This window comes from Corallococcus sp. CA053C, assembly GCF_003611675.1.
In the GTDB taxonomy this organism is placed as follows: domain Bacteria; phylum Myxococcota; class Myxococcia; order Myxococcales; family Myxococcaceae; genus Corallococcus.
On the sequence record NZ_RAWA01000050.1, the window covers coordinates 23271 to 35198 of the forward strand.

Annotated in this window: 11 protein-coding genes; 3 read left to right on the forward strand and 8 right to left on the reverse strand. The window is 70.7% G+C overall.

All coding sequences use genetic code 11. The features are described from left to right. Positions 1–111: 111 nt before the first annotated feature. On the reverse strand, positions 112–549 hold the full coding sequence (locus D7V97_RS09690) for an EVE domain-containing protein (RefSeq protein ID WP_120610327.1): 438 nt from the start codon (positions 547–549) through the stop codon (positions 112–114). A gap of 125 nt (positions 550–674) precedes the next feature. Here D7V97_RS09690 and D7V97_RS09695 point away from each other — a divergent pair, with 125 nt between their 5' ends. After that, the gene (locus D7V97_RS09695) at positions 675–1166 is read left to right on the forward strand and encodes a GNAT family N-acetyltransferase (RefSeq protein ID WP_120610328.1); all 492 of its coding nucleotides are present in this window, start codon (positions 675–677) and stop codon (positions 1164–1166) included. A 14-nt stretch (positions 1167–1180) separates the two neighbouring features. Here the strand turns inward: D7V97_RS09695 and D7V97_RS09700 are convergent, their stop codons facing one another. Together D7V97_RS09700 and D7V97_RS09705 are read right to left on the reverse strand one after the other, a co-directional pair. Next, positions 1181–2170, reverse strand: coding sequence for an endonuclease/exonuclease/phosphatase family protein (locus D7V97_RS09700; RefSeq protein WP_120610329.1), 990 nt, complete (start codon positions 2168–2170; stop codon positions 1181–1183). 178 nt (positions 2171–2348) lie between these two features. Next, a complete protein-coding gene (locus tag D7V97_RS09705; RefSeq protein ID WP_233582612.1) occupies positions 2349–3365 on the reverse strand; it encodes an oxidoreductase in 1017 nt (338 codons plus the stop codon). A gap of 829 nt (positions 3366–4194) precedes the next feature. On the opposite strand from D7V97_RS09705, the gene D7V97_RS09715 reads away from it, so the two are divergent. Continuing rightward, complete coding sequence (locus D7V97_RS09715) at positions 4195–5217, forward strand: isopenicillin N synthase family oxygenase (protein ID WP_120610331.1); 1023 nt, start codon at positions 4195–4197, stop codon at positions 5215–5217. 68 nt (positions 5218–5285) lie between these two features. On the opposite strand, the gene D7V97_RS09720 is transcribed toward D7V97_RS09715, so the two are convergent. Genes D7V97_RS09720 through D7V97_RS09740 form a run of 5 tightly spaced genes read right to left on the reverse strand, consistent with a single transcriptional unit; the run spans position 5286 to position 9901 of the window. Further along, positions 5286–6539 carry a hydroxymethylglutaryl-CoA synthase family protein gene (locus D7V97_RS09720; RefSeq protein WP_120610332.1) on the reverse strand — a complete coding sequence of 418 codons (1254 nt, stop codon included), beginning with the start codon at positions 6537–6539 and terminating at the stop codon, positions 5286–5288. Positions 6540–6585: 46 nt separating this feature from the next. Beyond that, positions 6586–7623, reverse strand: coding sequence for a zinc-binding dehydrogenase (locus D7V97_RS09725; RefSeq protein WP_120610333.1), 1038 nt, complete (start codon positions 7621–7623; stop codon positions 6586–6588). A gap of 42 nt (positions 7624–7665) precedes the next feature. After that, a complete protein-coding gene (locus D7V97_RS09730; protein WP_120610338.1) occupies positions 7666–8409 on the reverse strand; it encodes a CoA-transferase subunit beta in 744 nt (247 codons plus the stop codon). Positions 8410–8414: 5 nt separating this feature from the next. Then, on the reverse strand, positions 8415–9215 hold the full coding sequence (locus D7V97_RS09735; protein WP_120610334.1) for a CoA transferase subunit A: 801 nt from the start codon (positions 9213–9215) through the stop codon (positions 8415–8417). After that, positions 9212–9901 (reverse strand): TetR/AcrR family transcriptional regulator, encoded by a 690-nt coding sequence (locus D7V97_RS09740; RefSeq protein WP_120610335.1) that lies wholly within the window; start codon positions 9899–9901, stop codon positions 9212–9214. The genes D7V97_RS09735 and D7V97_RS09740 overlap by 4 nt, the downstream gene beginning before the upstream one ends. A 199-nt stretch (positions 9902–10100) precedes the next feature. On the opposite strand from D7V97_RS09740, the gene D7V97_RS09745 reads away from it, so the two are divergent. Continuing rightward, positions 10101–11928: histidine kinase dimerization/phospho-acceptor domain-containing protein (locus tag D7V97_RS09745; RefSeq protein ID WP_120610336.1), on the forward strand; the 1828-nt coding region annotated here is incomplete at its 3' end.

Sequence of the window (11928 nt, forward strand, 5' to 3'; positions counted from 1 at the left end):
GTTTTGCGCCCCGGGCCTGGCCGTCAGCCCGCTCCGGGGCCACGGCTCCGACGCTTCGCGGCCCCACGGGAATTCACCTGCACGGACAGTGTTGGACGCAGGGCGCGCGACTCAGCACCCCATGGCCGCGGCGATGCACCGCAGGTCGCTCTCACTCAGCTGCACCAGGCCGGCGCGAAGCCGGTAGCCCCAGTTCCGGATCCCCGCCGAGAAGTCGAGCGTCTCAAGCAGGGGCTGGATGGGCGCCTCCCGCGCCGGAAGCCATTCCACGTCGCGGCGGAACGGGCGGAACCCACCGCCCATGTCAAAGAGGTAGGGCGCTCCAGGCTTCACGACGCCCAGGGCCGTGAAGGCCTGGAGCTTGTCCTTGCCCTGGAAGGAGACCGTGGGGGAGTAGTAGACGACGCGGTCCCCGGGCTGGATGCGCTGAAGCGGCGCGGCCTTGCCGTGGCAGACCTGCATGAAGCCTTCCTCCCGGCCTCGGCGGACATGCTCGGCGGAGGCCACCGCCAGCCAATGGCCGCGGACGACGAAGTGGGGGTCGGTCATGGTGGGGCTCCTCGGTGAAAGAAGGGGGGACGGCCTGTGCAGTCCCTCTTCTAGAAGCACCCCCTGTCAGATTCTGTCAGCAGCGCGCAGGCGCTCCGCCTTCCGCTTCATCTAGGCTCACGGGAATGATGGACCGTTCCCAGCTTCGTGAGGCCGTGCCGGGCGATGCCGCGCGCCTGTCCCAGGTGTTGCGTGAGGCGTTCGAGGAGTACCGGGGCCGCTTGGATCCGCCCTCCAGCGCGCACGACAAGACGGAGGCGTTGGTGATGCGGGAGCTGCGGGACGGTGGGGCCTTCGTGGCGGAGGCGGACGGCGTCCTGCGCGGCTGCGTGTTCTTCCACCCGAAGGCGGACCACGTCTACCTGGACCGGCTCGCGGTGCTGCCAGCGTTCCGGGGGCAGGGGCTGTCGCTGCGCCTCATGGAGGCCGTGGAGAGCCGGGCGCGCGAGCTGGGGCACTCGCGGGTGCGGCTGTCGGTCCGGCTCGCGCTGGAGTCGCACCACGCGTGGTACGCGCGGCAGGGCTACGGCTTCCATTCCCACGGCACGCACGCGGGCTACACGTCGCCCACGTTCCTGGTGCTGGAGAAGACGCTCTCAGCCCCTGGCCATCGCTAGCGCGGCCCGGCGGATCAGGCGGTCACCCTCTGGAACTCGGCGATGACGGGCGAATGATCCGACTCCGGGTACAGCACGTCGGAGGCGAAGGCGATGGACTCGTCGTGCAGCAGCTCGTTGTGGATCTCCGTGTGCTGGTAGGCCGCGAGCAGCGCACGTGAGGAGAGGATGTGGTCGAACATCTGGCCCTTGCCTCGAAACAGGATGGAGTAGCGCGAAGGCTCCGGCACGCTGCTCTCACAGGGCACGAGCACGCGTTTGGAGAGCTTGGGGTTGTTCGTGTTCTCCACGTCCCCGCGGAGCGCCTCCAAGGGCACCTCGTCCGCGTTCGCGTTGAGGTCGCCGCAGACGGCGATGAGGGCGTTCTCATCCGCGTCGAAGAGCTGATCCACGAGGCGGCGCACCTCCAGGGCCTGTCCCATCCGCTTCATCGCGGAGATGAAGGACCCCTCCGCCCACGCCGAGGCGCCCTTCCAGGTGAAGGCGTCCACCTTCTGGCTGGGGATCTCCGTGGGGATGCGCGACTTCAAGTGCAGGTTGATGACGTGGAGGATGGCCCCGTCCGGCAGCCGCAGCTGGGCGTGCAGCGCGGGGCGCTCCCAGACGACCTCCGACGCGGTCTGCTCCGGCGGGTCGGCGGTCACCACCCGGTAGAGGGGGGCGGGTACCAGGTCGTTGAGGTGCTGCGTGTGCTCGAGGATGTCGAAGCGCGAGAGGATGACGAGGTTGCGCTCCTGCATCAGCTCGCTGCCCCCGGAGACGTGGGTGGAGACCCGATGGAACTGGGAATAGGGCGTGCCCTCCAGGAGGGTGTCCAGCGCGCGCAGCTCCCGGTGCCCGTCCACCTGCTGCCCGTGCACTTCCTGGAGGCAGAGGACGTCGGCATTGATCCGCACCAACTGGGGACGCATCAACCCGATGCGCTCGGCGAGCGAGGGCTTCAGCCCCGGTTTGTCATCGAGGTTCTCCAGATTGAACGTGGCGATGCGGATTCGCTTTTCCATGGGGCTGCTCGCTCGGCGGGGGATCGCGGAGGTTCTTGCGCGACCTGTTCAGGCTGAAGATGGAGACGCGTCGCCGCGCCAACAATCTCACCGGGAGGAAGCGCCCCCTTCTTCAACGGCCCCTGGACGCAGGGAGGTGCCGGGTGGACGGGTGCTCCACGCCCTGCACGGGCTCAGCTCATCCGCGGGGAGCCAGGGCGATGCGGCGGCCTTCCGCGTCGCTCTGGAGCGCGGCCTGGAGGACGCGCACCGTCTGGCTCGCGCTCACGGCCGTCACGGGCACCGGGGCGCCGTGGAGGATGGCGGCGGCGAGCTGCCGGTAGAACTGGCCGTAGTCACCGGGCGCGGTGGGGACGGCCTCTCCGGAGACGAGCAGTCGGCCGTGCTGCTGCGCGGGCTCGGCGCCGAAGTCCGGATGGCCGGGACGCAGGCCCGCTTCGAGCTGTCCCTCCTGCACGTCGAGTCCGTGCTTCACGTAGGCGTCCCGGTCGCCCTGCAACACGAAGCGGGGCCACGGCGCATGCACCACGGAGCCCGAGTGCAGCAGCACGCGCAGCGCTCCGTACCGGAGGACCAGGTGGAACCAGTCCGTCCCCTGCGCGCCGGGCCGCTGCCGGCCGAGGTCCGCGGCCACCGACTCCGGCATGCCGAACAGCTCCACGGTCTGGTCGACGAGGTGCGCGCCCAGGTCCCAGAGCGAGCCGCCGCCGGGCACGTCCTGTTCCTTCCAGCGCACCTTCACCTGGGGGCGGAAGCGGTCGAAGTGACTCTCCAGGCTGTAGAGCGTCCCCAGCCGTCCCTGGCCCAGGAGCTGGCGCACGGTGAGGAAGTCACCGTCCCAGCGCCGGTTGTGGAACACGGTGAGGCACAGGCCGCGCTCCTGCGCGAGCGCGTCCAGCCGCAGCGCCTCCTCCGCGTCCAGTGTGAAGGGCTTCTCCACCACGACGTGCTTGCCCGCGCGCAGGGCCTGTTCGGCGAGCGAGGCGTGTGAGTCATTGGGCGTGCAGACGACGAGGACCTGGAGGTCCGGATCCGACAGCAGCGCGTCCACGGTGCCCGTGCGGACCCCCGGCCAGTCGCGGGTCACGACGTCCGCGCGCCGCGACGCCACGGCGGCCAGCGTGAAGGCGGGCTCCGCGGCGACGAGCGGCCCATGGAAGCGAGAGCCGGACAGGCCATAGCCAAGGAGACCCACGCGAATGACGGAGCCAGGGGCGGGAGCGGAAGCCATGCCCGGCAGGGTAGCGGGAAATGGCTCCGGGGCGGGTTTCAGCTCTGTCGCTTATGCGACGATTCAGGGTCAATTACAGAAGTCCAGCCGTAAACAGGAAAAACCCGCTTCTATGGTCATGCCCTCACTTCGAGGGGGTATCGACACATGAAGCACTTCAAGCACGCCGGTGTTCGTGGACTTGTTGCCGGGTTGTTCGTCGCCACGTTGTTCGGCTGTGGTGATGGGGGACTTTCCCCTCCCAGCACAAGCACGGAGACCCTGGGAGAGGCGTCACATTGCGCCATGATCGACGCGACCGATCCCCAGGTCACGCGAAGTCTCCAGGGCGCGAAGGTGATGCCCCTGGGCCCGCCCACGGAACAACACATTGACGGGCGGAAGGTCTCAACCCTGCACTTCCGGGTGGAGTCCACGACCGCGTCACAATCCGTAGCAGGTGGGTCCGTGGTTCCCATGACCGAGGGAAACGGGACGATTACCTGCTCTGTGACATGCACTGGCAAGAGCTGTGGTTCTCCCGAGGGCTGCGTTGCCATGCACCTGGGCTGCACGGCAGCCGAATGCGCTGATCACTGCACTGGGGCTTGCACGAAGACCACGGTGTATACGCCGTCCGACGCGGGCGTTTCAGACGCGGGGACCTCCGATGCGGGAGCTTCGGACTCAGGCGTCGCCGACGCGGGAGCTTCGGACGCGGGCGCCGCCGCGTTCCGGTAGGCGGCCTTCGCATCCCCGGGCCCGCTCCGACGCGTTAGAGTCGGCGTCATCCGCCCCGGAGGAAGCCGTTCTCATGGACACCGTGCCCGTCATCGACGTCCGCGCCCTTGTCGATGCCACGTCGAGCCTCGCGGCCCGTCACGAAGTCGCCGCGAGGATGGGCGCCGCGTGTCGGCACAACGGGTTCTTCTACGTCGTCGGACATGGCGTGGACGTGGGGCTCCAGGCCCGGCTGGAGGCGCTGGCGCGGGAGTTCTTCGCGCGGTCGGAGGAGGAGAAGCAGGCTGTGCGCATGGCCCTGGGCGGCCGTGCGTGGCGGGGCTTCTTCCCCGTTGGCGGCGAGCTCACCTCCGGCCGGCCCGACCGCAAGGAGGGGTTGTACTTCGGCACGGAGCTGTCGCCGGAGGATCCGCGCGTCCGCGCTGGCACGCCGTTGCATGGCCCGAACCTGTTCCCCCGGGAGCCGGAAGGCCTGCGCGGCGCGGTGCTGGACTACATGGCGGCGCTCACATCGCTGGGGCACGCGTTGATGTCCGGCATCGCGCTCAGCCTGGAGCTGGAAGCGGACTTCTTCGCCACGCGGTACATGGCGGACCCCACGGTGCTGTTCCGCATCTTCAACTACCCGCCGGGTCCTGAGGTGGATGGAGAGGGGCTGCCGGTGTGGGGCGTGGGCGAGCACACCGACTACGGCGTGCTCACCATCCTCAAGCAGGACGACGCGGGCGGGCTCCAGGTGAAGTCCCGCCGGGACGGGCAGACGCGCTGGATGGAGGCGCCGCCAGTGGAGGACGCCTTCGTGTGCAACATCGGCGACATGCTCGACCGGATGACCCGGGGCGTGTACCGGTCCACGCCGCACCGGGTGCTCAACCGCGCGGGCCGCGACCGTCTGTCATTGCCGTTCTTCTTCGACCCCAGCTGGACGGTGGAGATCCACGCTATCGACTCGCCGGTGCTTCGGGACGCGGGCGCGGATGATCAAGCGGAGCGGTGGGACCGCCAGAGCGTGCACGCCTTCCGGGGCACCTATGGGGACTACCTGCTCGGCAAGGTGGGCAAGGTGTTCCCGGACCTGCGCGCGGAAGTGCTGTAACGCACAACGGGCGATGCACGCCAGGAAGCGCGCATCGCCCGTGGATACAACACCACCGTGACTCCGGACTACGCGCCCGCGTACTTGCGGCGGTGCTCGTGGATCTCCGCCAGCCGGAACGTGCCCGGCTCCGGCGCGATGGCCTCCGGCGCGTCGTACGGCAGGTTCATCAGCCGCTCGTACTCCTCCACCGACACGCGCTCGCGCTTCGCCAGCACCGTGTCCAGGTCCGCGCGCGCCATGCGCTCCGCCGCCTTCTCCCCGACGACGCCGGAGTAGAACTCCGCGCAGCAGCCGCTGCCGTAGGACAGCAGGCCCACGCGCTGGTTCGCCAGCGCCGCGCCCTCCGCGTGCAGTTGCCCCGCGAGCGCCAGGTACAGCGACGCCGTGTAGACGTTGCCCACCCGGGCATTCAACCCCAGCGACTTCGCCACCTGTGCGTCGTAGCTGGCCTGCGACTTCGCCGCCTCGTCACGCGCCTCGGCCGGGACGGACCCCGGGCCCGTCGCGTCCTCCAGGTCGCACAGCCGCACCTGCGCGTGGGCCTTGCGCGCCATCTTGCAGAAGGGCACGTGGTACAGGATGCGCGCCAGCTGCTCGCTGGGCAGCTTCGAATCCCAGCGCACCAGCCCCTGCTCCAGCGCGCGCTCGCGCCAGCCCCGGTACGCTCCCGCCATCGCGTCCAGGTAGCAGGTGATGGAGTAGTGCCCGTCCACCAGCGCCTCCCGGCGGCCCACCGGCCTCCAGAAGTCATACACGTCCGACGTGCACACGCCGTTGAGGCCCACGTCCATCGCCAGCAGGTCCGGCGTCTCCGACACCAGCAGCGCCACCGCGCCGCCGCCCTGGGTGGGCTCGCCCGCCGTCTTCAGGCCGTAGCGCGCGATGTCCGTGCACACCACCAGCGCGGAGCGGCCCGCCCCGGCGCCAGAGGCGATCCACTCCACCGCCGCCATCAGGCCCGCCGTGCCGCCGTAGCACGCGTGCTGCGAGTCGAACGTGCGCATCGAGCGCGGCAGCTTCAGCAGGCCGTGCACGTGCGACGCGATGGGCTTCGAGTGGTCCACGCCCGTCTCGGTGCCCACCACCAGCATGCCCACCTTGGAGGTGTCCACGCCCTGCTGTTTGATCAGCCGCGCCGCCGCCGTGGCCGCCAGCGACACCGAGTCCTCACCCGGGTCGTTGACCGCCATCTCCTTCGCGCCCAGGCCCGCGGTGAACTTCGCCGGGTCCACGCCGCGCGCACGCGCCAGGTCCTCGATGTCCACGTACCGCCGGGGCACCGCCACGGCCAGCGCTTCGATTCCAACCCGCTTCTTCATGGGGAGCTCCTCAAGTCTCTCAAGGTCCTGCGCGTGTTCGAATGCCTCAAGCCTCGGGCGGCACCAGCACCAGCCGGCCCGCCACCTCGCGGTTCTCCAGCCGGAAGTGCGCGCGGCCCGCATCCGCCAGCGCCACCTCCTCCGACACGAAGGAGCGGATCTTCCCCGCCGCCGTCAGCCGCAGCGATTCGTCCAGCTCCTCGCGCGTCGTCGCGTACGCCCCGAGGATCTCCAGCTCCTTCACGATGACCAGCCCCGGGTTCAGGTTCACCACCCCCGACTCCAGGTTGCCCACCACCACCACGCGCCCGCCCGGAGCCATCGCCTTGAGCGTCTGGTCGAAGGTCGCGCTGCCGACGATCTCCACCGCCACGTCCACGCCGTTGCCGGACGTGCGCTTGCGCGCCTCCGAACCGAAGTCCAGCCCGCGCGACACGATGACCTCGTCCGCGCCCGCCTCCTTCAGCGCCGCCACCTTCGCCTCACCAGAAGTGATGGCGATGACGCGCGCCCCGTCCACCTTCGCGAGCTGCACCGCCGCCAGGCCCACGCCGCCGCTCGCGCCCGTGATCAGCACCGTCTCACCGGCCTTCACCCGGGCGCGCGTGCGCAGCGTGTGCACCGCGGTGCCCAGTGTGCAGCACACCGTCGCCGCCACCGACCAGGGCAGGTCCGACGGGACGCGGCCCAGGCCCCGCACGGGCGCGACCATGAACTGCGCGTAGCCGCCCTGCAGCTCCTCGCCGAAGAAGCGGTTGTCCGTCTTGCACAGGCTGTTGCGGCCGGCGAGGCACAGCGCGCACTCGCCGCAGGACATGCGCTGCAACGTCGCCGCGCGGTCTCCCACCTTCCAGCCGACGGTGTTCGGGCCCACCTCCACCACCTCGCCCGCGGCCTCGTGGCCCAGGATGGCGGGGACGTGCGTGCGCGGCAGGTTGCCGCGGCGGTTGATGACGTCGTGGTAGCAGACGCCGCACGCGTGCACGCGCAGCAGCACCTCGCCCTTGCCCGGCCGGGGGACCGGCACGGTCTCCAGACGCAGGTTCTCGGCACTCCCGAACTGGCGAAGAACGACAGCTTCCATATGCGGTGCCTCTTTTTCTGTGTCGCGAAAGGGGGGAATGCGTCAGCTCCCGACGAGCGCGTCGCGGAGGTTGCGGGGGTCCAGCGCGCGGATGGCCGTCACCGTGCGCGCGTCCGGCAGGGAGGTGACGGGCAGGGCGTCCGGCACCGCGAACTCGAAGCCGGTGCGCTCGGCGATGCCGTCCACCGACGCCCACGGGTGACGGGACAACAGCCGCGCGCCGTGCGGTCCGCCCACCTCGAACGTGCCCAGGTCGGAGATGAGCCGCACCGGACGGCTGGGATCGCGCGTGGTGGCCACCTGGACCTGCGGCACGAGGTTGCGGCGCGACTGACGCGGCACCAGCAGCACGGGGTTCTTCACCCACTGGCGCAGCGTGGCCGCGCCCGCGACGCCGGGGAACTTGGCGCGAGGCTTCTCCAGGCTGCCCGACGCCGTCATGTTGGTGCGGCCCGCCGGATCCACCTCCACCGCGCCGAAGAACACCGTGTCCACCCGGCCGCGCCGCGCGTGGTCGAACAGGTCCGCGATGCTCACCTCCGCCGACCGACCGTTCAGGTAGCGCAGGTCCTCCGACGAGGGGTACAGCTCCGGCAGCTCCGGATCCAACGAACCCACGCACGCCAGGTACGTCAGCCCGGGCGCATGCGTGGCCCGCGCCACGGCGATGGCCAGGATGACCAGCGGCGACGCCACACCCGTGGCCACCACCGCGCCGTCTTCAATCTCCCGCGCGAGCAGCGACACCACCGTCTCCGCGGGCGTCGCGTCCATCGTCATTGCCATGGCGGTCATGCCGCGCTCCGCGTCGCGCGCAGCGACATGAGGAAGGCCCGTGCTTCACCGGCCTCGGCCGCGGCCAGGTAGGCGGAGAGCATCGCGTCGTCGTGCGGGTACTGGCCCAGGCAGCCCGTGGGCAGGGCGCCACCGGGGGCGAGCACCACGCGGTCCACCTGGAAGCCCGGGATGGTGACGCGCGACAGCTTCGGAACGCGCTGCTCCACGGTGGCCACCACGCGCTTCGCCGCGCCCGCCACGAGCAGGTCCGTCGTCGGATCCTCGATGAAGAGGTTGCCCTTGTCGTCCGCCGCCTGCGCGTGGATGAGCGCCACGTCCGGGTAGAACGCGGGCTCCACCGGCACGCGCCGGCCCGTGAAGGGATCCTCCACCGTGCGAGGCACATCCATCTCCGCCAGCTCCGACACGTCCGCGTCCGGCGCGGGGATGAACGGCAGCCCCATGGATGCCGCGCGCAGCCGCTGCACCACGCGGTAGCCGTCGTGCTCGCGCCAGGCGATGTCGCCCGCTTCGATGGCCCGCTTCAGGCAGGGCAGGGGACGCACGCGGTTCTCCAACACCAGCGCGCCGAAGGGCAGCTCCACGCGCTTGAGGCACCCGCCCGCCACCAGGAACTCCGCCGGCAGCGGGTTGGGCAGCGAGATGAGCTGGAGGTCGCGCTTCTCCTGCGCCACCAGCTCCAGCACCAGCGCCATGGGCGCGCGGCCCAGCATGAAACCGCCGGCCGCCAGCCAGGCCCCGTTCGGGATGGAGGCCACGGCCTCCGACAACGAACTCCAGCGTGCGCGGTTCACTGGGGCTCCTCCCCCGACGCGGCGCGCGGCACCATGCGCAGCGGCGCCGGATCATTCGCGTCCGACGTGGGAGCTGTCTTGGCGGCGGCGCTCGCGGAGAAGCCGGGGAGGATCATCGCCACCATGCCGTCGGCGATCTGCTCCTCGGTGAGGCGCCCGTCCGGCTTGAACCACTTGTAGACCCAGAGGACCATTCCCAGGAACGAGAAGGCCGCCACCGTGGGGTCCACGCCGGGCAGCAGGCCCTGGGCGATGGCGTCCGCGAACGCGCCCTCCAGGAAGCGCACGTAGCGCTTCTTGCGCCGGTCGATGAACTCTCGCGCTTCACCGGTGAGCGTGGCGTGCTCGTGGAGGATGATGATGACCTCCTTGCTGCGCCCGCTCGTCACCAGGTGGATGTTGTTGCGCATGCACAGGCGCAACCGCTCCACGGGGTCCACCACGTCCTGCACGGGCGCGAGGACCTGCTCCTCGAACACGTCCATGCCGTAGTTCATGATGGCGAAGAGCAGCTGCTCCTTGTTCTGGATGTGGTGGTAGAGCCCCGCCTTCGTCATCCGGCACGCGGCGGCGATCTCCTGCATCGACGTGCCCTCGTAGCCCCGCTCACAGATGAGCCGGGCCGCCGTCTCCAGGATGGTCCGGTACCGCTCGCCCTCGTCCGGTTTGCGCCCTGTGGGTGTCACGCGTGCTCTCCTTGCCGGCCTGCGCCTTCGAGGACCGGGATGGACCACCTACCGACCGGTAGGTCACTTCGCCTACCGACCGGTAGGTAGCATTGGCCGACGCGCGCCGTCAATGGGCATGTATTGGCGTTCAGGTGGGACAAAAGGCCCTGTAAACAAGGACTTGGGACGACTTGTCAGGTTAGGTTGCGGGACACCCATGCGGTCCACGCTCCTGCCCATCCTGCTGTTGTGCGCCGCGCTGGCGAGCGTCGGGGTGGGGGTCTGGACGCTGGTGAAGCGCAGCCGCACGACCCTGGTGGAGCAGTTCGCGGGGGACCGGCAGAAGCAGCTGGACGAGGCCGTGGGCGGCGTCACCGACTCGCTGGAGGAGGTGGGCAAGAACCTGCGCTTCGCGGGTGAGTTGATGTCCCAGCCGGGCAGCCTCGCGGAGCACCGGCGTGAGCTGCGCGCGCTGCTGGAGGCGGTGGGCCAGTACAAGGCCATCGCGGCCTACGACGGCGAGGGCGCGGAGCGGCTCTTGCTGGTGGACCGGCGCTCGGACTCGAAGGTGTCGCGCGAGGGGCTGGTGCCGGAGATGGCGGAGACGGCGCGGCGCGCGCTGCTGCGGCCTCCCGGGGACGTCACCACGTCGCCCAGCCTGGACGCGGCGAATGGAGGCTGGCTGCGCATCCTCGCCACCGCGCTGCCCGCGAAGGACGGCCGGCCCGAGGGCGCGGTGGCGGTGCTGGTGGACACCGAGTCCTTCTTCGCGCCGCTGAAGATCGTCACGTCGGACCTGGAGGCGCGGCTGTTGCTGGTGGGCACGCATGGACAGCCCACGCCCGCGAGCGACGCGGGGCTGTCCGAGTGGTTCGGCCGCGCGGCCCAGAAGGACGCGGGCGTGCCCGGCTTCGCGTTCCTCGTCTCGCGCCTGAAGGCCGGGGCGCGCGGCATGCTGCCCCTGTCGGAGCAGGAGGCGGAGCGGCTGGGGCTGGGGCGCGCGGAGGTGGTGGCCGTCTACACGCCCATCCGCATGCGCGGCGGCAACCACTGGGCGGTGGCGACGCTGGTGTCCACCGCGGCGCTGCGTTCGCACGAGCAGGCGCTGGTGGTGCGACTGCTGGGCGCGGGCGCGCTGGTGGCGTTCTTCCTGGTGGCCTTCGCGGTGTACGTGGTGCTGGCACGGCGCAGGGCGGTGGCGCTGCGTGAGAGCCGGCGGCACGCGGCGCAGCTCGCGGCGCTCCATGACCGGACGCGAAAGATCCTGGATCACATCCCCACGGGCGTGCTCGCGCTGACGGCGGACGGGCGGATCAGCGCCGTCAACCAGGCCCTGCGCGCGCGCGTCCCCGGCAACGTCACCGGCGCGCCGCTGGCGTCCGCGTTCCCTGGAGCCCCGGAGCCGGTGCTGGAGCGGATCCGTGCGCTGGTGGCGTCCGCGGGCCAGGAGGACCGGCCGCTGAGCCTGCTGGGCGAGCCGCTGACGCTGTTCGGGGAAGAGGGCACGTACAACCTGCACGCGGTGCCGCTGACGGTGGGGGACCCGGAGGAGGAGGTGCGCGCGCTGCTCGTGGTGGAGGACCTGAGCGACGTGCGCGCGCTGGAGACGCAGCTCTTGCGCGCGGAGAAGCTGGCCACGGTGGGCGTGCTCGCCGCGGGCATCGCGCATGAGATCGGCACGCCGCTGGGCGTGGTGCGCGGCCGTGCGGAGTACGTGCAGGGGAAGCTGGGTCCGTCGCATCCGCAGGGGCCCGGCGTGGGCGTCATCATCGAGCAGATTGACCGGGTGAGCCGCACGCTGCGGCAGCTGCTGGACTTCTCGCGCCTCCAGCCCGCGATGGTGCGGCCGGTGGCGCTGGGGCCGCTCGCCCGGAGCGTGCATGAGCTGCTTCGCGTGGAGGCGGAGCGGCGGCAGGTGTCGATGACGCTGGACGTACCGGAGTCGGTGCCCGCGCTGGCGGCGGATCCGGATCAGCTCCAGCAGGTGTTGCTCAACCTCTCGCTCAATGCGTGCGACGCGTGCAACGCGGGCGGGCGGGTGGAGG

Bases quoted from the DNA above. Each gene is read 5' to 3' on its own strand.
- D7V97_RS09730 (WP_120610338.1), bottom strand. From the start codon at position 8,409: ATGGCAATGACGATGGACGCGACGCCCGCGGAGACGGTGGTGTCGCTG.
- D7V97_RS09690 (WP_120610327.1), bottom strand. From the start codon at position 549: ATGACCGACCCCCACTTCGTCGTCCGCGGCCATTGGCTGGCGGTGGCC.
- D7V97_RS09725 (WP_120610333.1), bottom strand. From the start codon at position 7,623: ATGGAAGCTGTCGTTCTTCGCCAGTTCGGGAGTGCCGAGAACCTGCGT.
- D7V97_RS09695 (WP_120610328.1), top strand. From the start codon at position 675: ATGATGGACCGTTCCCAGCTTCGTGAGGCCGTGCCGGGCGATGCCGCG.
- D7V97_RS09715 (WP_120610331.1), top strand. From the start codon at position 4,195: ATGGACACCGTGCCCGTCATCGACGTCCGCGCCCTTGTCGATGCCACG.
- D7V97_RS09700 (WP_120610329.1), bottom strand. From the start codon at position 2,170: ATGGAAAAGCGAATCCGCATCGCCACGTTCAATCTGGAGAACCTCGAT.
- D7V97_RS09720 (WP_120610332.1), bottom strand. From the start codon at position 6,539: ATGAAGAAGCGGGTTGGAATCGAAGCGCTGGCCGTGGCGGTGCCCCGG.